This window comes from Streptomyces sp. NPDC044033, from assembly GCF_056434425.1.
On record NZ_JBWKFF010000028.1, the window covers coordinates 70,781 to 94,788 of the forward strand.

General features: G+C 69.8%; 22 protein-coding genes and 1 pseudogene. 13 read left to right on the forward strand and 10 right to left on the reverse strand.

Annotated elements, in window-relative coordinates; all coding sequences use genetic code 11:
• Positions 1-127 precede the first annotated feature (127 nt).
• Positions 128-2,590 (forward strand): helicase associated domain-containing protein, encoded by a 2,463-nt coding sequence (locus AC07AB_RS35065; RefSeq protein ID WP_478575814.1) that lies wholly within the window; start codon positions 128-130, stop codon positions 2,588-2,590.
• Here the strand turns inward: AC07AB_RS35065 and AC07AB_RS35070 are convergent.
• The 3 genes from AC07AB_RS35070 to AC07AB_RS35080 all read right to left on the reverse strand — a co-directional run bounded on the left by AC07AB_RS35070 (position 2,538) and on the right by AC07AB_RS35080 (position 6,799).
• On the reverse strand, positions 2,538-3,581 hold the full coding sequence (locus tag AC07AB_RS35070) for an ATP-binding protein (protein ID WP_478575845.1): 1,044 nt from the start codon (positions 3,579-3,581) through the stop codon (positions 2,538-2,540). The genes AC07AB_RS35065 and AC07AB_RS35070 overlap by 53 nt on opposite strands.
• Before the next feature lie 45 nt (positions 3,582-3,626).
• On the reverse strand, positions 3,627-5,909 hold the full coding sequence (locus AC07AB_RS35075; protein ID WP_478575816.1) for a transposase: 2,283 nt from the start codon (positions 5,907-5,909) through the stop codon (positions 3,627-3,629).
• Positions 5,910-6,040: 131 nt separating this feature from the next.
• Complete coding sequence (locus AC07AB_RS35080; protein WP_478575817.1) at positions 6,041-6,799, reverse strand: TnsA-like heteromeric transposase endonuclease subunit; 759 nt, start codon at positions 6,797-6,799, stop codon at positions 6,041-6,043.
• 319 nt (positions 6,800-7,118) lie between these two features.
• On the opposite strand from AC07AB_RS35080, the gene AC07AB_RS35085 reads away from it, so the two are divergent.
• The 4 genes from AC07AB_RS35085 (at position 7,119) to AC07AB_RS35100 (ending at position 10,610) form a co-directional block, all read left to right on the forward strand.
• Entirely contained in the window at positions 7,119-7,868 is a 750-nt protein-coding gene (locus AC07AB_RS35085) for a hypothetical protein (protein WP_478575819.1), read from the forward strand.
• Between the two features lie 278 nt (positions 7,869-8,146).
• Positions 8,147-8,506, forward strand: a complete 360-nt coding sequence (locus AC07AB_RS35090; RefSeq protein WP_478575820.1) for a hypothetical protein — start codon at positions 8,147-8,149, stop codon at positions 8,504-8,506.
• Positions 8,503-10,038: a helix-turn-helix domain-containing protein gene (locus AC07AB_RS35095; protein ID WP_478575822.1), complete on the forward strand. Its 1,536-nt coding sequence runs from the start codon at positions 8,503-8,505 to the stop codon at positions 10,036-10,038. Before AC07AB_RS35090 ends, AC07AB_RS35095 begins: the two co-directional genes overlap by 4 nt.
• The gene (locus AC07AB_RS35100) at positions 10,038-10,610 is read left to right on the forward strand and encodes a transcriptional regulator (RefSeq protein ID WP_478575823.1); all 573 of its coding nucleotides are present in this window, start codon (positions 10,038-10,040) and stop codon (positions 10,608-10,610) included. Before AC07AB_RS35095 ends, AC07AB_RS35100 begins: the two co-directional genes overlap by 1 nt.
• Before the next feature lie 879 nt (positions 10,611-11,489).
• Here AC07AB_RS35100 and AC07AB_RS35105 read toward each other — a convergent pair.
• Entirely contained in the window at positions 11,490-12,509 is a 1,020-nt protein-coding gene (locus tag AC07AB_RS35105; RefSeq protein ID WP_478575825.1) for a hypothetical protein, read from the reverse strand.
• Positions 12,510-12,676: 167 nt separating this feature from the next.
• On the opposite strand from AC07AB_RS35105, the gene AC07AB_RS35110 reads away from it, so the two are divergent.
• The 6 genes and pseudogenes from AC07AB_RS35110 (at position 12,677) to AC07AB_RS35135 (ending at position 16,881) form a co-directional block, all read left to right on the forward strand.
• A complete protein-coding gene (locus AC07AB_RS35110; RefSeq protein WP_478575827.1) occupies positions 12,677-12,940 on the forward strand; it encodes a helix-turn-helix transcriptional regulator in 264 nt (87 codons plus the stop codon).
• 178 nt (positions 12,941-13,118) lie between these two features.
• Positions 13,119-13,472: pseudogene (locus tag AC07AB_RS35115) on the forward strand (DUF6083 domain-containing protein); the annotation flags it as partial.
• Between the two features lie 191 nt (positions 13,473-13,663).
• Positions 13,664-13,987 carry a hypothetical protein gene (locus AC07AB_RS35120; protein ID WP_478575850.1) on the forward strand — a complete coding sequence of 108 codons (324 nt, stop codon included), beginning with the start codon at positions 13,664-13,666 and terminating at the stop codon, positions 13,985-13,987.
• A complete protein-coding gene (locus AC07AB_RS35125) occupies positions 13,984-14,409 on the forward strand; it encodes an SLOG family protein (RefSeq protein ID WP_478575828.1) in 426 nt (141 codons plus the stop codon). Before AC07AB_RS35120 ends, AC07AB_RS35125 begins: the two co-directional genes overlap by 4 nt.
• A gap of 116 nt (positions 14,410-14,525) precedes the next feature.
• Entirely contained in the window at positions 14,526-16,100 is a 1,575-nt protein-coding gene (locus AC07AB_RS35130) for an AAA family ATPase (RefSeq protein ID WP_478575830.1), read from the forward strand.
• A gap of 46 nt (positions 16,101-16,146) precedes the next feature.
• Positions 16,147-16,881 (forward strand): ATP-dependent DNA helicase, encoded by a 735-nt coding sequence (locus AC07AB_RS35135; RefSeq protein WP_478575831.1) that lies wholly within the window; start codon positions 16,147-16,149, stop codon positions 16,879-16,881.
• Between the two features lie 477 nt (positions 16,882-17,358).
• Here AC07AB_RS35135 and AC07AB_RS35140 read toward each other — a convergent pair whose 3' ends face one another.
• Entirely contained in the window at positions 17,359-19,173 is a 1,815-nt protein-coding gene (locus AC07AB_RS35140; protein ID WP_478575832.1) for an ATP-dependent helicase, read from the reverse strand.
• Between the two features lie 405 nt (positions 19,174-19,578).
• Entirely contained in the window at positions 19,579-19,842 is a 264-nt protein-coding gene (locus AC07AB_RS35145; protein WP_478575834.1) for a DUF6087 family protein, read from the reverse strand.
• 284 nt (positions 19,843-20,126) lie between these two features.
• On the opposite strand from AC07AB_RS35145, the gene AC07AB_RS35150 reads away from it, so the two are divergent.
• Both AC07AB_RS35150 and AC07AB_RS35155 read left to right on the forward strand, forming a co-directional pair.
• A complete protein-coding gene (locus tag AC07AB_RS35150; protein ID WP_478575835.1) occupies positions 20,127-20,624 on the forward strand; it encodes a hypothetical protein in 498 nt (165 codons plus the stop codon).
• A 99-nt stretch (positions 20,625-20,723) separates the two neighbouring features.
• The gene (locus tag AC07AB_RS35155) at positions 20,724-20,939 is read left to right on the forward strand and encodes a hypothetical protein (RefSeq protein WP_478575836.1); all 216 of its coding nucleotides are present in this window, start codon (positions 20,724-20,726) and stop codon (positions 20,937-20,939) included.
• A 320-nt stretch (positions 20,940-21,259) separates the two neighbouring features.
• Here the strand turns inward: AC07AB_RS35155 and AC07AB_RS35160 are convergent, their stop codons facing one another.
• From AC07AB_RS35160 to AC07AB_RS35175, 4 genes are all read right to left on the reverse strand, one after another.
• Entirely contained in the window at positions 21,260-22,279 is a 1,020-nt protein-coding gene (locus AC07AB_RS35160; RefSeq protein WP_478575838.1) for an ISL3 family transposase, read from the reverse strand.
• Between the two features lie 46 nt (positions 22,280-22,325).
• Entirely contained in the window at positions 22,326-22,829 is a 504-nt protein-coding gene (locus tag AC07AB_RS35165) for a hypothetical protein (RefSeq protein ID WP_478575839.1), read from the reverse strand.
• 4 nt (positions 22,830-22,833) lie between these two features.
• The gene (locus AC07AB_RS35170; protein ID WP_478575840.1) at positions 22,834-23,250 is read right to left on the reverse strand and encodes a hypothetical protein; all 417 of its coding nucleotides are present in this window, start codon (positions 23,248-23,250) and stop codon (positions 22,834-22,836) included.
• Positions 23,251-23,691: 441 nt separating this feature from the next.
• A complete protein-coding gene (locus AC07AB_RS35175) occupies positions 23,692-23,895 on the reverse strand; it encodes a MafI family immunity protein (RefSeq protein ID WP_478575847.1) in 204 nt (67 codons plus the stop codon).
• Positions 23,896-24,008: the final 113 nt, after the last annotated feature.

Genomic DNA, 24,008 nt, shown 5'->3' on the forward strand with positions numbered 1-24,008 from the left:
TGACGGTCCCCTCTCGCCGGCGCGGCGGTGTTCTTGGCCGAAAATCTTCGAGGCTTCTCCGGTCGGCCAGTACATTCCGCGCGATCCGATGCAGGGGCGCCGCCCCGAGAAGGGGACGGGGGCGCCCATGGAACTGCGGGAGCACCAGCTCGCGGCCTTGGCCGCAATTCAGGCCGCAGTGGCAGCCGGTGAGAAACGCATGACAGTCGTCTCGGCGTGCGGCACGGGCAAGACGCTGGTGGCCCAGCAGGCCGCGCACCACCTGGCACCGCAGGGCACCGTGCTGGTGCTGATGCCGACCAAGGCACTGGTGACCCAGACCGTCCGACGCTGGCGTGAGGCAGGTCGGACGGGACCGGCGCTCGCCGTGTGTTCCCTCGGCCAGAAAGAGAGCGGCCTGGCCCGAGCAGAGGCGGTGCTGTGCCGCCGCGGCCCCCGCACCATCGCCCGTACCGTCCGCACGGCCGGCCCGGTCACCGTGTTCTCGACCTACGGCTCCCTCCACCACATCCGCGACGCCCACGAGCTGTACGGGCTGCCGCCCTGGGACCTCGTGATCATCGACGAGGCCCACCGCACGTGCTCCGCGTTCGGCGACGGCTGGGGCACCATCCACGACGACGACGCCGTCCCCGCCAAGACCCGCCTCTACATGACCGCGACGCCCCGGGTCTGGGCCGCGTCGGCCCCCACCGAGCTTCACCCGCTCATGGAGCGCGCGCCCCTCGCCACCATGGACCACCGTGAGATCTTCGGCCCGACCGCGTTCGAGCTGGGTATGGCCGAGGCCATCGAGCGGGGCCTCCTGGCCGACTACCAGGTCGTGATGCCCGTCGTGGACGACGCCGACCTGCACGACATCCTCGCCGACCGCCGCCCCGGCAACACCGCCCACCACGACGGCGTACGTAACGGCGCGATCCAGGTCGCGGTCCTGCGCGCGATCGCCGAACACGGGCTGCGCCGCATCCTGGTCTTCCACAACCGCATCGCTCTCGCGGAAGCCTTCGCCGAGTCCCTGCCGACCACCGCGCAGGAAACCGGCGAGCAGCTGGGTAGCGAGGACCTGTGGTCGCGGGTCATCCATGGCGAACAGTCCGGCGAATGGCGCCGGGACCTGCTGGAGAACTTCGCCGATCCCGACCCCGACCGCGCGGTGCTGTCCAACGTGCGGGTCCTGAACGAGGGAGTCGACATGCCCGACGTCGACTCCGTCGTCTTCACCGCTCCCCGCTACAGCGTCATCGACGCCGTCCAGGCCATCGGCCGCAGCCTGCGCCAGCCGCCCGGCGCGGGCAAGAAGACCACCCTGGTCATCCCCGTCTACCTCCGCCACGGCCTGGACCCCGACAACCTGCTGAAAGGCTCCGCCTTCGCGAGCCTCCTCACCCTCCTGCAGGCCCTGCGCGCCCACGACAGCTCCTTCATGGACCGTATCGCCCTGCCCGCCCTCAGGGAAAGCCGCACGCTCCCCGCCCGCGACACCTACTACGCCCGCCCCGAACAGGCCGCGCAACTCGCCCGCGCACTGGGCCTGGAGATCACCGTGCCGGCAATCGGCACCTGGGAGGAATCCCGCACCTCCGCCCACCGCTACCACACCTCCTTCGGACACCTCGACGTCCCCACGCACTACACCGACCCAGACGGCTTCGCCCTGGGCGAGTGCGTGACCAACCTTCGCCTGCGCCACCTCCTGGGCCGCCTGCCCGCCGAGCACCAGCACGTCCTGGACGCACTGGGCATGGTGTGGGCGACACCGTCCCGCAGTTTTCAGTCCATGCTCGAACACGCCCGAGCCTGGGCGGCCGAATTCGGCGACCTCGGCGTTCCCGTCAAGGAGAAACGGGGCGGCCATCCGGTCGGCTCCTGGCTGGCTGCCCAGCGCCACAAAGCCAAGACCGGACGGCTTTCGCCCGAGCACCGTCAGGCGCTCGAGGCGATCGACCCGGACTGGGACCGGCCTTCGACGGACTGGCAGCGCCACTACATCCGTGCCAGAACACTCATCGCCACCACCGGCTGGAGGCCCGCCATGTTCTCCACCGCCCCTCGACCAGGGGACCACGCCACCGTGAACTGGGTTTTCGCCCAGCGGGTGAAGTTTCCAACTCCAGCCCCGCCAGCAGGAACTGCTGATCAGCCTGGGCATCCCGCCCATGGCCTACGTCATGTACTACAACCGTGCCTACGACCCCCGGCACCACGCCTTCTACGCGGGCCTCGCACACGCCGCGGAGTTCCTCGACCGCGAAGGCCACCTCGACGTCCCCCGCCGCCACACGGAACTCGCCCCGCCCCGCTACACGGACGCCCCTGCCTTCGCTCTGGGCCAGTGGATCCACCAGTGCCGCAAGCACCCAGAAGTCCTCACCCCGGAACAACGCCGCGCCCTCGAAGCGCTGCGCATGGTCTGGAACCCCGCCCTCCGAGCGCGCCGACGCCCCGGCCTGCCGCCGGCGTGACGCCACCGGGCCGTGTGCGAGGGCACCGGGCCACCCCAGGAACCGCCACACCGTGCCCGCCCGGCTTGCCGGTCACAGATTCACGACACGGCCGAGCGACACCTTCTCCAGCACCTCCAGCGTGATGCGCTCCTCGCCCGAGCGGATCGCGATCTGCGCGGCCTGGCAGATCAACTGGGACAGCGACCGCATGTACCCCCGGCTGCGCTTATGCAGATACTCGGCCACCTTCCGCAGATCGTGCTTCTGGTGCCGGTACAGCACCAGCTCCGCATCGAACAGGTCGATGACCCGCGCGAAGACGATCGATTCCTCGGGGCTGAATCCCATCCGGTTCGTACGCAGCACCATGTGGTCGCCCTGCAACTGCTCCGAAGCATCGAGCTTGGTGTCGTTGTCCCGAGTGAGGGGATCGACGATGAACTGGGCGCCACGCCCGCAGTAGACGAACGTTGCCCCGGTCTCCTCGCTGATTACATCCAGGTACTGGAAGGCCAGCTCCGCGTCCGCGGCTGTCCGCAGCCGCTCCATGCCGTCGATGAGGACCAGAAGCGTCCGCGCGTTGCGCATGGCCCGGATCACCGACTCGGTGGGATCCCCGCTCTCCCGCTCCTGGCCCAGGAACCGTGCGAACGCACCGGCCCAGTTGCGCATGCTGCCGCGTGTCGGCGGGGGCACGCTCAATGCGATGACCGGGGTCCTGTTCTCGTCCGGCCCGTACAGCGACGACAGCCGCCGCTCCCAGTGAACTCCGATCGCCTGCAGCAGCGTGCTTTTACCCGTCCCGCGCGGCCCGTCCAGGATGATTCCGGCCTTGCCGTGCCGGCGCTGCTGGTTGGCCATGATCTGCTCGGCCACCAGCCGCTGCGCCTTGGTGATCGCGGGGGTGCTGACCGTGCGCAGGCGTCCGTGGAACAGCAGCCGCGGGTCCAGGCTGCTGACCTTTGACCCTTCCGGGGCGCTGTCCTCCAGCTTCGGGGCGTGCAACGACGACTGGGCTTGCGCCTTCCATGTATGACAGTCCTGCGGCCACAACGGTGTCGGCGGGGCCAGCAGCAACGGCCCGGCCGCACTCGTGTCGCGCAGCAGCCGTTCCTCCCCGATCGTCAGCTCCATTTTCACGATGTTCTCCTCTCCATCCGTGCAGCCCCTTCCGCCACCTCACGGGGCGTCGTCGGCAACGGCATCCTGAGCCTGATCGAACTCGGCGAAGATCTGCTGGTAGCGCTCTTTGAGACTTCCCTCCTCGCCTTCCGCCCCGCCGGCACTCGCCCAGGCGTCGAGTGCGGGATCCGGAGCCATCGCATCCTGCTCCCAGTCGATCTCCGGCCCCTCCTCGCCATCCGGCCCGCCGTACAGACCGGTGTCGTCCAGACCGAGAGGATCACTGTCCGGGTCCGGGACGCCTTCGGGAACCTTCGACCAGTCGATGGGACCGCGATCCGCGTACGGGTCGAACTCCCGCTGCGGAGCCGGTTCGGGTAGCGGAGTGTAGCCGTCCGGCACCAGCACCCGCCGGACCTGCTCAGGCCCCTGTTCCGCCTGCTCCAGCAACTCGGCCAGAGCGTGCGCGATCGCCTCCTCGTCCTCGGTGCGCCCGCCGCGCTCCAGATGCTGGGAGACGGCGATGTCCCACAGGAACTGTGTGAACGGTGCCCCGATCACATGGCTGTGCACCCATGTGGCCTCCACCCACCGGTTGGTGTTGTGATCGCGCAGCCACACCCGGGACAGGTCGTTGGGGGTGTACCGGACCTCCCAGCGGCCCTTTCCCTTGCCACGCAGGTCCGAACGCGTCCGCCGATACGGGTTCAGCCCCTTGCGTGGATCCCGGGAGGGGTGGTCGTAGGTGCGGTTGTGCAGGCGGATGCCCTGCTCGCTCACCCCGATCCACGCCGTCGGCAGCAGCCGCAGATAGTCCTCGCGGGTCAGGGGGATCGGCAGGTAGCCCTCCACCGCCACGCATGCCGCGTACATCTGGTTCGGCGTCAAATGAGGCAGATATGCCTCATAGGGGTCGGCGAGTTCCGGGTGAGGTGTGTTCTGCCACTCCAGGGCGATCCACTGCTGGAGCAGGTCGTCGAGTTCGGCAAGCGTCCACAACTGCTCACCGTCCACGGTCCGCCGCACCCGCACCCGCACCGGATCCCGGCCGGTGTAACTGTTCACGTGCTGGCTGAACTTCGACTTGACCGACCCGAAGCTCCGCTCGACGACCGCCTTGTCCTGGCCGGTGCGCTTGCGGGCCGGCCGCACCGAGATACCCAGGTACTCGCAGGCGTCGAAGAACGTCCGCCCGGCGAACACCGTGCCGTGGTCGATGACGACCAGGTCGGGAATGATCACCGGCCGGGCCGCGGCATGCGCGAACCGGGGGTCGACGGCGACCAGTTCCTCATACGGCAGGTCCGAGAAGCTGGCGTGGACGGCCGCGTCGTACCCGGGCCGCATCGGCGCCGGGACCAGGGCCTGCGCCAGCAATTCGCAGGCGTCCACCGCCTTCGTCGCCCGCCCCTTGGCACGCGGCGCCGACACCAGGCCGCCCCGGCCGACTTTCCGCCGCCTGCCCCGCCGGCCCGGCTGCTTGGGCCGCAGCACCGCGGCGATGATGCTGCGCGTCGCCACGCAGATCGCCACTGTCAGCTCGACCCGGGCAGGCCGGCCGTCGTCCCCCAGCACCCACACATCCAGATCGGTCGAGTCGATCTGGACCAGCTCACCCGGCATCGTCGCCTTCGTCACCGAGAACGGCGGCCCCACCCGCGCTCCCGCCGCACGCGCACCCCGGGAAGAGCCCCAGTCCCTGGGATCGATGCCCAGCCGTCCCAGCAGCTTGTACAGGGTCGGCTCCTTGGGGACCTTCACGCTCTCCCCGTGCGCGGCACGCATCACCCGCCGCAGCGACTTGAACAACTTCCGCGCGTCCGACGGCGCGTCCACCCGCCGACGCTGGCGCTCGACCAGCACCAGAAGCTGCTCCACCACGAGCGCGTCGGTCGCCCCGTACAGCCGCCGCCGCTTCGTGCTCCGCCCGTCCAGGAGATCGACCACGCTGCGCCGCCTGCGGTAGGCGAGCCGCTTGACCTGCACCGTCTGCCAGGACACCGGCCCGCCCAGCACCGCGCTCATCTCGGCCGCCTTGGCCTGGTACCGCTGGATCAACGTCGTCGTCGCCGGATCGAACGCGGGCCGTGGCCGCGCACCCGGCGCCGCCCCCAGCGGCAGCCCGGTATCCACCTCGACCACCGCACGCTGCCACCGCCGAGCCGCTTCCGCGGCGCTGGCCGGTACACCCTCCAGCTCCGCGAAGTCAGGCATCTCCGACTGGACCAAGGGACGCCCGGCCGCGTCCAGGACAGCGAAGTCGTCCGCCGCCGCCAGCACCGACAGCAGCATCGCGGCCGGCACCCCGCCGCCGCCCACCGAGCCCAGCACCACTGTCATCCCATCGAGACCAGCCACGACATACCGGTCGCCCCGCCACCGCACCTCGTCCCCACGCGCCAACACCCCGCGCGGCGCGCTGCGCACCTTCAGCTGCGCCCGCTCCGCAGCGGGGACCGGCGCCGACGCGTTCACGGCTGCCCCGGCGCGAACGGGCGGCCCATCGCCTCCGGCTCGCCCGCGCCCATCGGGCCCACCAGCGAACCGGGCCCCAGGGGCACGGACCAGTCCACGCCCAAACGCCTCTTCCACAGCATGTGGTAGAGGCGGGGCAGGGCCAGCGTGCGCCGCACCCCGCACTCCTTGACCCCCTCCGCGAGCGGCTGCGGCTGCGCGAACGCGCTGGCCAGCGCCGACTCCACGTCCGCGTTACCGAAGCGCGGATGACGCCGCCGCGACACCCACCGCAGGTTCGCCAGCGCCGTCCTGTTCGGCAGCCGAGGCGTCGCCAGTTCCCAGCCCGCCTGCCCGCACGCCTCGCGACACACCGCCATCTGCCGGTCGAACCGCTCGCCCGGCTCGTTCGCCGGCCGGGCGACCACCATCACCGTCGACCCCGAGACGGTCTGCACGAAGAAGTCCGGCACCAGGCGCCGCTCACGCCCCCGCTCCCGCCAGACCAGCTGCGCCGACCAGGCGCCGAAGTCGACCACACCGGGGTGGAAGTCCAGCAGCATTGCGGTCGACAGCCGATCCAGCGAACGGCACCCCACGTGGCGTCGGTTGGTCGCCGCCCACCACCAGGTGACGATGCTGCGTTGCGAGGGATGCCGTGTCGGCTTCCACACCTCGCCCCGCTCCGCCAGCGCTGCCCCTGCCAGCCGGTCCGGCGGCAGGCTCCGGCGCACCTCGTTGGTGTCCAGGTGAAGGACCCGCAACTCCTTTGCCATGACGCCTCCCTGGCATCACGTCGTACTGCCCGCGGCACACCACAGACACTGGACAGCCAGACCAATAGCACAATGATCACCGCCCCGGAGCGGCAGACAACGCGATCCGGACAACCATGCGGGCCCGCCGCGGTACCAGCGTCTTTCGAAGCCCGCGGGGCCGCTCTTCTGCCCGGCCGATTCAGCCCTCGGCCGTGCGGAGCACCAAGGCTCTGGGCCGCCAGCGGTGCGGCGGACGCGACATGGCAGCCGAACGGGTGCATATCGGAGTCATCCTGGACGGCGCTGTCCAGGATGAGCCGGGGGTGGCCTGTGGAACATGGAGCGTACGAAGAGCTGCTCCAGAGCGGTGAGTTGGGCGGCCAGACACTGGAACTGCTCCGGACTGGGCCGGCAGGTGACCCGCACGTCGAGTTTCCCCCCACCGCAGGACCATGACCGCTGGTCCGACGACGCGGTCGACGATCTGCTGGCGGACATGCTGTCCCGGGAGGGCGCCGGTCAGCGATTCGTCATGACGTGCTTCGTCAAAGCTGTCGATGAGGCTTCCCTGGAACGCCTGTTCCTCACCTCGATCAGGAACTTCTTGATCGATCAGGCGAAGATGACCGACCGCGGGAAGCTCCGCCGGAGGCTCTCCTCCCGATTGGCTACGGATACACACTTCCGGAAGGTCCGGGGCATCTCGCCACGGTGGACCCTGGCGTCATGTCTTGACAACGCCGTCTGGCAGGGGGGCGTGGGGGAGCTGATCGACACGGCCTGGAATGTCCGAGGCGTGGGTGTCACCCGCTGGAACCGCTCGGGCCCGACTCCGGCCGGGACAGTTCACGCGCTGATGACGGTCCTCACGGCGATCCTTGAACAAGCCGGGGGAGCGGTCAGGGAAGAAGACCTGGCCAGAGCGCTGGAAGCACGGTTCGAGCTGTTGGCCCCGGCGCAGTTCGTCGCTCTGCACGGGGACAACGGTGCCCTGCGCGACCCCACCACACCATGGACGCGCGCATTTCGCCCGGAACAGCCCCGACCGAGTCCGAGGCGCAGGCCGGCGAGATCTGGGACAGGCTGAGCGATGATGAGCGGACTCTGCTGCCCTACCTGGACCAGAGCACCCACCATGCGCCGCATCGCAGCGGCACGCTGGGCCCACGACCCCGCTGGCCCCCGGTGACACCTGGACCAGCGGGCAGCGACGGACAGCGCAGTGCGTCGCTTGCACGAACCCGTACGCGCGGAGCCCACCGGCTCGGCGGGCATGCCACCTCGCCGTCCGTTTTCCCCGCACGCCGTACTGCCGCGAGGTGATAACTTTTCTACAAGTTGAAAAGCTTGGAGGAAGGATAGGCGGTGCTGCAGATCCAGATCGGCCCCGGGCGGGCCGCGCCCGACGGAGACGGCCTTGGCCGCACCTTCCTCGGCTGGCGTGCAGGGATGAGCGAAGACGAGGCATGGGAGGTCGGCCGGGGGGTGTGGAAGGTCAGGGCGGACCGGGCTCTGGCCCAGGACGAGGCCCAGATCGTCAACGCCGAAGGCATCGTCCTCGCCGTCGCACGGATCACCGGCGTCACCAAGTGCCAAGGCCGCTACGCCCTCGAGGGCGAACTCCTGCACGGCGACCCCCGCATCGGCAGGTCAAGCCCATACCCCCACCTGTCCCGTAACCCCGTCGCCTATATCGACGAGAACCAGAAAAGAGGCACCCGGTGAGCGACTTCGACGCCATCGATTCGCTGCTCGCCTCCGTCGTGCCCGAGACCGAACTGCCCGCACCGCAGGTGCGGCGTGAACTGCGCGAACAGGCCCGCCTGTCCAAAGCGCAGGCAGCCAGGGCGCTCGGCGTGAGCCCGTCCACGCTCGCCGCCTGGGAAGCGGGCCGGGAACCGGTAGGCGAGGTGCGCACCAAGTACGGATACCTGTTGGACGGCCTGGCGGCCAAGCTCGCCTCGGCAGCCGAGGAAGCGCCCCTGCCGAAGGACACCGAGGAAACCTCCCCGGAGACGCCCGGTCCGGCGGCAGGTGAGGACGCGGACGAAGTCCAAGCACTGTCCGAGCCTGAGCCGTGCGTGTTGTGCGGGGGGCCGGCCGCGCAGCGAGTGGCAGGCTTCCCGCAGCACCTGGACGCCGCGGACTGCAGAGCCCAGGCCGCCGAACCCGCTGCACAGCAGCCCGAGCCCGCATCGCCACAGGCCCCGAACGCGGTCCGCAGCACGCCGCACACATCACGCGGCACCGGCTCCGCGTGCCCTGCCTCACCGATTCGCCGCGCCTTCCCGCCCTCCGACGAGTCGGCAGACCTCATCGGCAAGTCGGTCGAGGCCGCGCTCGCCGCACACGGCGGTGACGTGGAGGCGGCGACGGCCGCGCTGGTGAAGAAGGCGATCCCGGACGCGATGGCCCTGCTGGACGCCACCCGCAAGGGCGGCCGGTACGACGTGATCGCGCACCCGTGGATGCCGGACATCCTGAAGAAACAGTCCTCGCGCGGCCCCGACCAGGTCTGGGAAGCCCGCCCCAAGTGGACGCGGGCCGAACTGCCACCCGGTGAGCACCAGGTGACCGCCCTCGACATCAACGGCGCCTACCTCTCCGCGCTGAAGACGCACCTCCCTCTGGGACAGCTGGAGCACTCCTCAGGCGGCATCGGCCACGACCGTCGCCGGGCCGGCGTCCACCTGATCACGCCGCCCCACTGGGACCACGAGGACGTGCTGCCCAACCCGATCGGACAGCGCGACGAACCCGGCCCCCTGTGGGTGACCGAGCCCACCCTGCGCCTGCTGCTGCGCCTGTCCGGCCCGAAGTACGGACTGTGCGAGCCCCCCGAGATCCACGAGTCGTTCACCTCGGGCGCGACCGAGGGGCTGCTGGAGAAGTTCCGCATCGCGCTCAAGAACGCCCGCGACAGCGCAATCGCCGCCGGCGACGAGGCGGCGCTGGAGTACGTGAAGGCGATGTACTCCAAGTTCGTGTCCACGATGGGGGAGTCGAACTACAACCGGGAGCTCCACCGCCCCGACTGGATGCACCTGATCCGCTCGCAGGCCTTCGCCAACCTGTGGATGAAGGCCTTCAAAGCCCACGGCGAAGGCCTCACCGTCGTCCGCGCGATGGGTACCGACGAACTCCACGTCATCGGCGACTGGCGCAAGGTCTTCCCCGAGGGCCGCGGTGTTGCCGAGGTGAAGGTAAAGGACGAATACACTGCCGGCACCGCGAACCTGGCGGGAAGGGGAAACTGATGCCGGAGAAGAACCATGACTTCGGAAAGTTCGGAGCCCGCGGCGCCAAGGGAAGCGACCTGGTCGCCCGCCAACTGGACGAGCTGGTCGACTTCATCGCCACCTCCGTCACCACCCCGCGCGGCCTGCTCGCTCGCCTCCGCTACCTGACGAAGTCGCCCAAGACGCTCCAAGCCGCCCGCGTGGCCGGGCTGACCGTCACCGACCGCACACTGAAGGCATGGCTCGTCGGCACACAGAAACCCTCGAAGGCCAACCTGAACCGTATCGAACAGGCCTATCGTGTGGTACGCCGTCACAATGTCGCCCGCCACCTTCTGAAACGTCTCAATTCTTCCGGCGGCACCCGGGTAGAGATCCACCCCCTCAACCAGTCCCAGGTCCCCAGACCGCACCAGCGCACTCTTGAGTTCCGGCGCATCAACATCCGCCATTGGGACCCCATCGTGACCGCCTGGGCCACCGGCGACGCTCGCGCCCTCGACGATGCCTGGACCACCGATGTCCTGCCGGACTTGGGCAGCCAGTGGGGCCAGTACGAGTACGTGACGAACATCGGCTTCGCCGCCTGACCAACCATCCGCACGGTACGGAACAGATATGAGATGAGCCGCAGCACGCTGGCTGTCACATAGACAGGCGTGCTGTCACCAAGACCGCCGGCACAACACGGGGTCCGGAAAACTGAGGTGCCCTGTCGCGTTCAAGCCGGCGAATTCCCACTCGATCTCATTCGGAGCGGCAGATGCTTGCCGACCGGGCTGTGAGTGACGGATCCGCGCCCCCCTTGCCCAGGCCCACACTGAGTGGCGGACCGGACATTCTTGCGGACCCGTTCCTGCTCCACCGCACGCTTCACTGCGTGAGCTGCGGGAGAGAACTCCTCCGCCAGCGCAGCAGCACGCCCCTTCGTCCTGCGGCAGTAGATCCATCCCCGGAACTCTGTCCACAGCAACGCGCGATCCGCCAAGATCAGACAGATGCCGACAGCGACGCCCCGTGACCACGCCGTACGCAAGGTACGTGAGCAACGCCATGACCTCCCGCATCGGCGAGGCCCGCTGTCGGCCTCGTCGCCGTAGTCCACGGCCAGGTCAAGTGTTGTGGGCTGCCTCGTGGCCCAGGGCGTGACCTCATCGTCAGCAGTGCCACCGTCACTGGGGCGAGGCGCAGGGCTTCGCAGGCAATGTTTGTAGCAAGGCTCGTTGGTACCAGCGCACCAGGTTCTTTTGGCTCCGACAGCCGTTCGGCCGCCGGGCCGGTGGCAGGCTGATGCACAGGCGCAGCCAGCGAGAAGAGGCCGTCAGGGGCGCGGGTGAGCCGTCGACCACCGGTTCGAGCTTGGCACCAAAAGACCTTGGAACCGTGGTCCCCACGGAAGTGCTTACAGACAGGCCGTCACCCCCGTCTCACGCCGTGGCACCACAGTTCAGCACCGGCGCAAACAGTCCTCAGCGCGGAGCAGCCGGCCAGTGCAGGTCGCCGGTTGACGGGTCCAGGGACCATTCCAGAATGGTTTCTGCTGCGGTGAGTTGGTCGAGCGCCGAGGCCAGCAGCTCGAGAGGCAGGCCGCAGGCGTGGGTCAGGCGGTCGGCTTCTGCGGTGCCGTCCTGGCCGGGGGAGCGGTGGGCAGCGAGCGCCAGGGCCACGATCTGGGCGGCCGGTCCCAGGTGCGGCAGGGGTGCCCGGGCGGTGGTGCGCAGGGCCCAGTCGGCGGCGCGGGCGCGGTCGTCGCGGCTGGGGGCCTGGGTCAGGACGGTGGGGTCGAGGAGCCGCGCTGTGATCGCGCGGCCGGGGGAGGGGGGATCGGCGGCCCAGTGGTGGAGCCAGCGGGCTTGGTGCAACTCCTGCCACGGGAAAGCGGTGTGGGCCAGGCGCATTGCGCGCAGCAGTCCGCCGGGCAGCCGGACGTGTCCTGCTGTCGTGGTGCGCAGGGCGCACTGCAGGGCCAGCAGCCGGGCCGCCGCGCTGGTCTTCGGAGGCAGGGCGCAGGCGAGGTAGCTGAGCATCTCCTGCACCCGGACCCGCTCGCCTGGTCCTCGCGGCCTCGGCCTGTGTCGGGACCGGTCGGACCTGAGGGGCGGCGGGGGAGCGGTGAGCGTCTCCTGGGGGACGATAGCGGCGTGGGCGGTGGCCCGTGCGCAGGCGGTGCAGACGTCTGCCAGGCGCCAGAGCCGCCCGCCGTACTCGCGGGCGAGGACGAGTTCGACGGGGCCGGAGCAGCCGCGGTGGCGCGGATGCCACCGGCAGCCGCGTTCATGGCACCGGCAGGTGCGCAGATGGGGCGGGAGGGCGTCGCGGCGGGCGTGCCGGGCCAGGTGCGCCAGGGCGGCGGAGCGCGTCCGTGTGGTGTGCGGCACTTCGGTGGTCAGGGTGCACTGGGCGCAGACCAGGACGGTGCCGTCCCGGCGTGGGCGCAGTTCCACGGTCCAGGTGCGCGGCACCGCCGGTGCCGTCGTGCAGGGCCTCATCGGGCACGCGTCCTCCTGTCTGGTCGATGTCGGCCTCGGGCCGGCCAGTCCGTCGGCGGACGGCCACCGTAGTGCAGACCTCTGCCCTCTTCGGAGTGTCCCCGCCTGCGCAAATAGGGCAGAGGTCTGCACTGACAGGGCAGGGTGCTGCACCATCGGATGGTGGGGTGACGATCATCCCGCCCGAGCCCAACCTCACCGCGCTCCGCCTGGAGCTGGCGCGGCTGCGGGCCGAACGCGGATGGACCTACGACGAACTCGCCGAACGCAGTGGCCTGGCCCGGCGCACCCTCATCGAGATCGAACAGGGCCGCACCATCGGCAGCCTCAAGTCCTGGCACGCCCTCGCCCACGCCCTGCACGTCCCCGTCGACCACCTCTTCGCCCCCCTCTGTGAGGGGCACCCCCCGCCCGCCGAACCTCTCGGCTGACCCTCGCCCGCACGCCCTCGCACGCTCCCTGAGGGGCGTGGCGGATCACTCGATCCGGGAACCAGGCCAGAACAAACGGCCGACCCGTCGCACGCCTGTCGCAGCGGATGACGCCGAACGCGGGACATTCCGGCCCGGCCCCCGCCACCACGGCGCGCCGCCTGCCAACTTCACCGCCATGCGCTCCACCACTACTCCGGCCGTCTGCGGCCGCTACTGGGACGGCAGCCCCGCCGCCGCCCGCCGCTCCCGTGCTCTGCGCGTCGCCCCGGACAGCCCCAGCAGGCTCCTGCGCACCGCCCAGAGCGGCCGCTGCCGCCACTGCGGCCACCGCATCGAGTGGTACTACCGCGCCGACGGCGACTCCCGCCCCGTCGGCCTCCACCCTGCCGAGCTCGCCACCGCCGCCGTCCCCGCCTGTCACCGCTGGCACGTCGCCTCCGGTATCGCTCACCCCGCTGGCGATGGCACCGCCTGGTCCCGCATCCCGCACCCCCTGCTGTGCCCGGCCCGGCAGCCTGCCGCAGCGCTGACACCCCACCTGGCCGAATTGCGCACCCGCCTCGCTCTCCGCACCCGCCGCCTGATCGACACCGGCGCCCTCACCCCGCCCCCAGCCACCCTGGCCCGCCGGTCCCCGCCCTCTGCCGGCCCGCCCGCCCCGTCGTGCAACTCCTCTACGTCCGCTACCTCGCCCCCAGCCCCCTCGAGGACATCCGGTGCGTGGCCCAGACCCGCACCCGCCACCGCTGCACCCGCTCCCTGCCCGACCCCACCGCCGCCCCCGGCCTCTGGGCCCTGCTGCCCACCACCCCCGGCTCAGCCCAACTCCCGCTGCCCACCGCAACCATGGCCGTCTACGACCTGAGCCACCTGCCCTACGCCGAACAACTACGCTGGCGCGCCCAGCGCTGCCCCCAGCACGCCGCCGCCTCCACCGCCGCCGACACCGCCCTCGCCGCCTGGGAGCCCTTCGACCCCCTGATCCACCACCAGCACATCCACCCCCGCCTGCCCACCAACACCCGCCGCCCCCACCGCCCATGACCACCCCCGCCTCCCGCATCCTGGTCTGCGGCAGCCGCACCTGGCCCTGGCCCGACACCGTCCACGCCCTCCTCGACCGCGCCGCCGCCCGCCACCCCGACGACCTCGTGATCATCGAAAACGCCGCCACCGGCGCCGCCCAGGCCGCCCACCGCTGGTGCGAACACCACCGACTCCGCGCCTGGCGCCACCGCTGCTACCCCGCCCGCTCCTGCCGCGGCCTGCCCCCACGCATCAACGAGGCCGTCCGCAACCAGCACATGCTCCACGACGAACAGCCCCGCCTGCTCCTCGTCTTCCACCACCAATTCGCCCCCGACCGCGGCAACACCGCCGCCATATGCCGCCGCGCCCTCTCCGAGAACATCCCCGTCTGGCTCACCCCCAGCGCCGACCCCGACCACGGCCAATGGCTGACCTGACAGCGCCCTCGAAGACCGAACCGCCCCCGCCGCAGCCGCCCGCCACCCGGACGCCGACTCCGCCTGCCATCGGCAGCCCTGCGACCGGACCCGCTCCGACCATCTCGCGCCCCGCTATGACCGTTGAACGCCCGGAGAACCGCCTCCCGCGCCCGCCCCGCGCCGTCCCCGCCGCCGTCGAAGGTATCGTCGACTGCATCCTCTACGTCAGCCACGACCAGCACACCGTCCTGCGCCTGACCACCGGAGAGACCAACCCCCAGGCCCGCCCCATCACCGCCACGGGCAAGGCACTCTTCGGCGCCCAGCCGGGGGAGTGCCTGCGCCTGACCGGCCGCTGGACGCGGCACCCCCGCCACGGCCCCCAACTGGCGGTACAGCACTGCGCGCGCACCCAGCCCACCACCCTGCGCGCGATCCGCCTCTACCTCGCCTCCGGCATGATCCACGGCATCGGCCCCACCCTGGCCACCGCCATCACCGACCGCTTCCACGACCAGACCCTGCACATCATCGACACACACCCCGAACGGCTGACCGAGGTCCACGGCATCGGCCCCACCCGCCTGGCCCGCATCACCGCCGCCTGGCAGACCCAGAAAAACATCGCCGAGATCATGGCCTTCCTCCACGGACTCCAGATCTCCGCCACCCTCGCCGTAAAGATCTACAAAACCTACGAAAACAGCGGCCACACCCCCCTAGAAACCGTCCGCAACCACCCCTACCAACTGATCCGCGACGTCCGCGGCATCGGCTTCGACACCGCCGACAAGATCGCCCTCGCCGTCGGCATCCCCAAACACAGCGACCAACGCCTCCAGGCCGCCCTCCTGCACACCCTGCACTCCTCCATCACCACAGAAGGACACTGCCACCTCAGCGAACACACCCTGCTCGCCCGCACCCGCCAACTCCTCACCGACGACGACCCCCACACCGCCGACCTCCTCGAACTCCCGCTCCTGCGCCACGCCCTGCGAGCCCTGACCGACCGCGGCGAAGCCGTCACCGAAACCCTCCCCCTGCCCCTCGCCCCCAACAACGCCCACGACACCCCCATCGTCAGCGCCGCACACATCCACCAAGCGGAGACCAGCCTCGCCCGCCACATCCGCCGCCTCCTCAACGCACCCTCCGCCCTCGTCGGCCGCACCGACTGGCAAGCCACCCTCACTGCGCTGCGCCCCGACGACACCGCCGGTCTGACCGACGAACAGCACCAAGCGGTGCTGACCGCCCTCGCCCGCCCCGTATCCGTCCTGACCGGCGGCCCCGGCTGCGGCAAAACCCACACCCTGCACACCCTGATCGAAGCCGCCCACAACGCCGGCGCCAGCGTCGCCCTGGCCGCCCCCACCGGCAAGGCCGCCAAACGCCTGGAAGAGACCACCGGCCGACCGGCACAGACCGTCCACCGCCCCCTGCGCCCCGCCGACCCCACCACACTCTTCGACCCGACCGGCCCGCTGAGCACCGCCGACCTCGTCGTGATCGACGAGGCCTCCATACTGGACGTCAGACTCGCCGCCGACCTGGCCACCGCCGTCCCCAGCGGCTGCCACCTCCTGCTCGTCGGCGACACCGACCAACTGCCCAGCGTGGGGCCCGGCCGCATCCTGCGCGACCTGCCGGCCACCGACGCCACCCCCCCGCACCCGGCTGACCCGCGTCTTCCGCCAGCACGGTGACAGCGCCGCCATCGTCACCAACGCCCACCGCATCCTGCGCGGACACATGCCCGAGCCCGCCCCCGGCGTCTTCGGATGCATCCTGTCCGACACCGCCCACGGCGACCCCGCCCGCCTGGCCGACGCGGTGGTCGCCCACGTCGCCGACCGCATCCCCCGCGCCTTCGGCGTCCGTGCCGAGGACGTCCAGGTCCTGTGCCCCGGCAAGAAGAACGCCGCCGGCATGACCGACCTCAACCTCCGTCTCCAGGCCCGCCTCAACCCACCCGCCGCCGGACGGCCCGAACACCACGTCGAGGGCCGCATCTACCGCCTCGGCGACCGCGTCCTGCAAATCCGCAACAACCCCCGCCGCGGCACCGCCGGAGTCTTCAACGGCGCCACCGGAACCATCACCCACATGAATCCCGAAGACCACCGCCTCACCGTGACCTTCCAGGACGGCGAGCAAGTCCCCTACCCCTTTCCCGACGTCGCCGACGAACTCCTGCACAGCTACGCCCTGGCCGTGCACCGCTCCCAAGGCAGCGAGTACCCCTACGTCGTCATCCCCATGATCACCGCGGCGGGCATCCTGCTCCAGCGCAACCTCCTCTACACCGCCGTGACCCGAGCCCGACGCGGCGTTCTGCTGATCGGCCACCGGACTGCCGTCGAAAGAGCACTACGCAACAACCGCGTAGGGCACCGCAACACGGCACTGGACACCCGTATCACTCAACCGGACCGGCCCGCACCGGCCCGCCTACAACGTCTGACAGGACAACTCTCCTGGATCTGAACCAGCCCGGGACTATGCCGGTAGACCGCTGTCCGGCGGGACCGGCCGCGACACCCGGCAAGCCCCCCCCGTACGGTCTTGACTCCCGGCCGCGCGGGGGCCCAGGAACCGCTCCTCGACCGGAGGTTACGGACACCAGCGCGAACTCACTGAGGGCAAGATCCGGCGCGCCAACTCCGGATCCGCTCGGCATACATCTAGGTACGTAAGGAGTCGGCGCGATATCGGCTTCGTAGCGCCGCAACCGCGGGCGCACGGGAACGACAGCGCCACGGCGGCGCCGGTCGGCGGTGCCGCGCTTGCCTGGTACCCGTTCCACGACTGCCGTGACCCGCCGGGCTCTGTCGGCGAAGTTCCGCGCAGCGCCTGTCAGACCCTGGCCGCCCCGACGCCCGCGGTCGGAACTCCGCTCCGGGGAGCAGCCCGCACCCAACTTCCTCGGCCACGTACCTGACCGGCCGTACGTAGGACAGGTGCTCAAGTCGGAGGTATGCGACCGGCCATCTCGACCACAAAGTCTGAAGGGCCACCAGGCCACCAGCAACCGTTCTTGGTGTGGTAACCGGGGCCGACGATTAGGTGCAGGGCCCTCTCGGCCCTGGTCAGCGCCACATAGAAGGTGCGTCGTTGTTCCGCGCGTTCCTGCGCCGTGGGGCTTCGCCACCCGCCCCGGTCGGAAACATTGCGCGGGATGATGCCGTTGAGCAGTCCGGGCAAGATCACCGTGTCGAACTCCCGGCCCTTGGCCGCGTGATATGTGGTGAGGAGGACCTTGCCGATCACCTGCTCTCCCTGGGCGAGGTCCTGCAGCAGGAGGCCCTTGGACCGGCATAGGCGAGTCAATTCGTCCAGACAGTTGGTGTTGTCCTGATCGGGGTGCGATGCGGCAACCGCATCCAGTTCCAGGCCCGAGCGCAGCCGCTGCAGCCAGCCCTGGGCAGGTCCGTCGGCCGGGTAGGGCGGCTGGGGATCAAGGCAGGTCTGCAGCGTCCGCGGCAAGGCCAGCCGCGATGCGGGGCGCGGGAGATGTGCCTCGGTACGCAGTGTTGTGAGGGTACGGGTCAGGGCGGCGAGCGACGGCGCTTCTGCCCTGCACAGCATGTCGGGGCGGTCGGCGTCCGGGGCGGCGTGGACCTGGAAGTTGGTCATGGCGCGGCTCGCACAGCGCTGGATGAACCGCGAGAGCGCGCCAGCGGGCAGTTCGTCGTCCCGCTCGTACAGGAACGGCAGCTGGCGGTGCATCAGGTCCGTGTAAAGGGCGTCGAGCAGAGGGCCGCGCTGCGGGTACAGGACGGCGATCCGCTCCAGGCTGATCTGCTGGTGCTCTGCCTGCTGAACGAGATCGCAGGCCAGGAGGGCATGCGCATCAAGCGCCCCCTCAACCTGTACGAGACTGACATCTCCGGGGGTGCCTCGTCGCGTGCCCGACGCCCCCGGGGCGGCTTCTGCGGCGGTGATGATGTTCTGCCCGCTTCGATAGTTGACGTCGAGTTCCAGGTCGCGGAAGTCATCCCGGGCCGCCAAGGCAGTCAGATACCTGGGGTCGGCACCGCTGAATCCGTAGACGGACTGGTCGGTGTCCCCGACCGCGAAGACGGTGATGCCGGCCAGGTCGTGTAGAGCCACTACCAGTTCGTGCAAAACTCCGCCGAGGTCCTGGTACTCGTCCACGATCAGGTGAGGAAACCGTGCGTGCAGGAGGTCGCGGATCGGCTCGTGGTCGCGGACGATGCGCACCGCGCGCGTCACCATGGCTTCGAAGTCAGTCTCTTCGCGGGCAAGGAGCTGTTCCTCGTAGAGGCGGGCGGCTTGCACTTCGCGCGGGTCGAAGACGTCCAGTGGCTCCTCGCAGGCCAGAGCGCGGCGAATGCGGGTGCATTCGGCGGTGCGGTACTGGGCGAGGGCCTCGCTGATGCCCACCTGGTCGAAGCAGCGCTGCAGGAGCGCTTCGGTGGCTGTTCTGTTCAAGACTTGCCCCGCATGAGGTGTCGGCTGACGGGTGAGGGAGGCGAAGGCCCGCAGGATCTCGTTCAGGCAGAAGGCATGGACCGTGGAGCAGGCGATCCGTCCTTCGGACACACCGCTGCGCAGGACGCGACGGCGTATCTCGTCAGCCGCGGCATCGGTGTAGGCGATGCACGCGACTCCGCGAAAGGGCGAGATCTGTGTCTGCAGCAGATAGGCGATGCGGGCGACGAGAGTGTGCGTCTTGCCGCTGCCGGGCCCGGCCCGCAGGACGACATCGCCGGGGTGGAGAACCGCAACTGGAGTACTAGGGAAGCGCTGGCTCATCGTCCCGGACGGACGCGCTCTGAAATGGGGCGACAGCCGGGTACCCGCTGATGCCCACGTCCGCATCCCCCACAACCTTGTCTGCTCCGCCCACCCCCGCCCCGTTGGTTTGCCACCGGTATTCGGGGCGATCTGGGACGAGAACCGACGTCGCGCCGAGCGGCCCTGTCCGCCCATGCCCGACACCGGCTGATCACACCAGGGCTCACCTCAAACAGCAGCGGGACCTTCGTGACCAGCCGAGCGCCTACAGCCGGGCCACATGATCTCCAATGCGCGTGCCTCCGATCGGCCGATCTGCGATACAACTCGACGACTTGGGCCCAGGGAACACGGAGCTGTCCGGACGGGCCGGCAGCTGTTTCGAATTGGGCAGGCACGCACCGTGAGAACGGCCAACTGTGGTCACCAGGGCTCGGGACGGGGTTTCCCAGCGGGCCTCATCAGGGTCTGCGCTGCCATGAGGTCCGGTACGACCTTGACCAGTTTCCAGCCGGTCGCCTCACCGGTCCATCGCATGACGGCCCGCGGGAGCTCGGGGTCGATGTGCGCGGCACGGGGTGGGTCCTGGCCGAGCGTCACCGTCCGCAGTCGGCCTGGCTGGTAGGTGCGGGCCAGGAGCCGCCGCCCCCACCGTTCGACGACCTCCTCGGACCAGCCAGCCGGCATCGCCCTCGTCCTCCTCCTGATCTTTCGTGTCACCCGGGTCGAGCGTGGAGAAAGGACTCATGTCGGCGGCTTCCTCGGTGACCTGGCCATTCTGGTCCGCATCCTCACGCGCCATGCTCCGAGTTTCCTGGCCCGGGCCCACGGGGTCGAGGGTCCGCGCATCACCGGCCCGTACGGACCGGTGATGCGCCGGTCCGCGTCGCGGAAGCGGGCCCGGCGGCGGCTTCCTGCGCGTCGCACAGCGCGAGGTTGACAGCACGGCGCTGTGGCAGGACGGTGCGGTCATGCCGAACTCCGAGGACACCCGGGCCCGGCCGCCGCGGCCGGTGCCGCATGTGATGGATGAGGCGCAGGCCGCGGTCCTGGTGCGGCTGCGTGAGCGGTACGCCGATGCGCTGGAGGGCATCCGCGAGCGCCAACAGGAGACTTCGGTCCCGGTGGTGCTGCACGCGGTCCACGCTCACCAGGCCCGCCGTCTGTTCGCGTGTGATTCGCGCTGGCGGGAGGCCACAGGGGTGACGGAGATCCCCGAGGACCGGGCCGAGGATGTGGCCGATGCCCTCGCTCTGCTGCGGGTGGCCCGCGCCGATCTCGACGGGCTGGAGGGGATTCTGCTGCTGGCCGCGCGCTCCACGAGCACCCGTACCGGGAAGCCGCTGCTGACTTTCCGGCGGATCGCCGATGCGCTCGGCGTCGAGTCCGAGCAGGCCGCCCAGGGCCGCTACCGCCGCAATGTGGGCAACCTCAACGGCAGCGACGCGGGATACGACGGCACACCGTAGCCGCCCGGTGCCGGCGCCTGCCGCTACGGCCCGTGCGGCAGCGACTCCCCGACCGGCCCCGGCCACGACATCAACATCCGCCCCGAGCTTGCCGCTCGAGTGTCCGACTCGGGCGGGGGCGGCTTCTGGGACGGCCTGTGGAACGGCATGAAGAACGCAGCCAAGAGCTCCATAGACTGGGCGGTCGGAGGCACCATTGCCGGCTGCGTCGGCTCGCTGGAAGCCGGCTGCGTTCCCGGTGCCGTCGTCGGCGGATTCGGCGGAGCCCTGGCGGGGCTGGGCGTCTACGGCTACCAAACAGCGCGAGGTAACTGAGGCATGAAAACGGTCAACGGCACTCACGAGTCCCCCGAAGCAGCGCACCCCGTGCGCCCTGTCGTCATCAGCCTCGTGCTCTTGGTAATACTCCGGGAGGTCTTCAGCTCTGCCGCCGGCGGCTTGAACAGTCTGAGCGGCGTGGGGCTCCTCGTCCTTTGGGCAGTTGTCGCAGGACTGGGGGCACGAATCATCGAATACGCGCTGCGGAGGATCTCCAGGTCGCGACATCGCGACCGACGCATGTGAGCAGCACCCGTTCCCGTGGACATGACCGCCGCGGTTCAGCAAACCGCTTGTAACGCATGGTCGGCCAAGCGTCAAGGCCCGGCAAGAGGCCCGCTGCGCCACCCACCCTGGACCGAAATCAGAACGATCCCCAAGTCACGCGAGTCAGCGGCCCGGCGGACGGTGTTGCCGCCCATGTGCAGTTCGCGGCCGATCTCCCGGATGCCGTGGCCCTGGTCGAGCAGGGCGTGGACGGCGGCATGCCGTGCGCGGAAACGGGCTTCGATCGGCGACATCTCCTTCACCGGAGCGGTCGCGTCGGCGAAGGAGATGTCCGCGACGCCGACCGCATTGGATGCCGCCTCCTGGAAACACGCCTGGTGGCGGTGCACGCAGCGTTCCACGGCGGTGCCGAGGTTCTGCCACAAATGAAAGCCGTCTGCGACCTGCACCGCGTTCGGCGCTCCGGTGCGGGCGCCGTCGGCGTAGGCGCCGGCCCGGTCCCGGCAAATGATCTCGGCTCCGGGATGGGCTCGGAGCCAGGAGGCCAGCGTTCCGGCATCCCGGCCGGGCAGCAGGTCGAGGGGCTGACCGGTTTCGCAGTCGATGAGCACAGTGCCGTAGTGCTGACCGCGGCGGGTAGCGAAATCGTCCACGCCCAGGACCCTGGGCACTGTCCAGTCGGGGTCGGGCAGTTCCATCACCAGCCGCAGCAACGTGGTGCGGCTGACGAGTCCGTGCAGGACCCCCGCGAAGCGGGAACCGGAACGACCCGCGAGAGCCACAGCAACGGCCTCAAGGACCCGACGAGAAGGCGGAGTTCGCCGCCCGTACCGCACCGTCAGCCCCGCGACCTGCTCAACGAACGTACGACGCGAACACATGGTGTTCTCGCAGTACAGACGCCGAACAGTCAGCACAATCAGCACCGCTTGATCGCCCACTGGGCTGTCCGCAAGGTGCCTGTCGTAGGTGCTGTGCACCCGTCCCGACACCACCGCACAGTCCGGGCACGACACGTCGTAGTCACCGGTACGGGCTCTGATGCGGACCGTCCCGTCCGCGAGGAAGACCCGCTTCACCAGCACGGAGTCGAGATACGGGAACAGCACACGGACGAGGTCATCACACCGCACCACGGTCCCAGATGACGCTGTGTCACCGCATGGGAATGCCGGTGATCGTCCTCACGGAATATGTGCCTGAACCCACTACTGCTCGATAAAGCCAGTCCACGTCCGGGTTGTTCTTGACCTTCTGCTGCCACAGCGACTCCTGCTGTGAGGCGAGACGGGCCTCCAGCTGCTGAAGGCTGGACACGTTCCGCCCGGCGAAGTACACGCCGACCAGCGTCAGCAGAGACATCAGGAGCAGGCTGCCGCAGATCAGGTACCCCACGACGAACCGTGCCGGATCGCCTGCCGTGCCCCAGGCGATAGCTGTGCCGATGACGGCGGCGAGTAAGGACAGCCAGCTGATGGCCGCCCCGGCGCGCCCGATGCGGTCCAGCCGCCGGCGCCGGGCGAGCTGCTCCTGGGCGTCGATGACGAGGTTGGTGGTCACCACGTAGATCCGTTCGTCGGCGTCCCGCTGGCGAGCGAGGACCAGGTCGTTCGCGTCCCCGATCCGGCGGGGAGCGTCGTCGTCGAAGTCGCGGGCCATGGGATCAGCGGGCGAACGCTTCGGTCAGGCTGATGCGATAGCCGTCCTCTTCCATCAGCCCGACGGTGACGCCGAACGGATCGGGGTAGTCCAGCTCGATGGGGGTGAAGGAGAAGTTCGCCGCGGCCTGGATTGGCGGCACCAGCTCGCCGCCGGGCTGCGGCGCGGGGGCCGGCCTCCAGTCGGGGGCAACCGACGCCCAGCCCTCGGGGCCGCGGGACAGGAGCTGCTCGCTGCAGAGGAACTGGTACAGGACGTGCCCGCCCGAGGGAGTGAGCACCATGTTCGAGCAGGGCGCCGGGCCGACGATCGGCAGCTCGCCGGCGAGGACGACCTCGTCCTGGCCGACCTTGAGCGGGCGGACCCAGATCATCCCGACCAGTTCGCCGCGCACCAGCGGCATCATCAGTGGACGTGGCACGGCCCCTGCACCCAGACCTGCGGTGTACGCACCCTTCGTCGTTCCGACCAGTCTGTCCCACATCCGTGCTTCCACGGGAGCCCCCTGCTATCTGCTGAACCGATCACCGCACCCTGCCACGGGGCCGAAGCCGTGTCAGCGGAATGATCAGCCAGCGTGCGGAGGGGGATGGGGAGGAGCCGGACTCAGAAGGCCGGCGCCCGTCGTCGGTGAAGTGGATCCACGATCACCGGCAAGCCCGACGGCGGCGACGAACCACCGCTCTGCGCGGCCCCCGTCCGCTGACGTTGCCGTCAACTACTGCCGTCACCCCACGCAGAAGCCCTGTCAGGACGCACCTGGCGGGGCTTCAGGTTTGCGATCGCTCACTCCGAGCTGGTCCGTATCAGACGATCACGACGCACCCCAATCCGAAGCAGCGGCGGGATCGCACGCACTCGCTTATCCCGTTACCAGCTCACGCATCCGCGCGATTAGATCACGAGATCCGAGGTCTCCCGACAGCCGAACAAGCCGCTCGTAATACTCCTCGCTAATCGACAACTCGTCTTCGTAAATCCATGAGCACATGGTGTCGAAAGCTAGGGCGAACTCTTCGGCCGCCAGCAGGTCTCGCACGTCAACTGCGACTGAAGGCGCAGCAATGGGAGATTCCTCTAGAGGTCATTAATGGTTGGGGTTACGGGGGTTCGAGGTCCAAGCCGGTCTTGGCGAGGTAGCCCTCGACGAGGCCGGGATGGTGCTGCATTCGCTTGAGG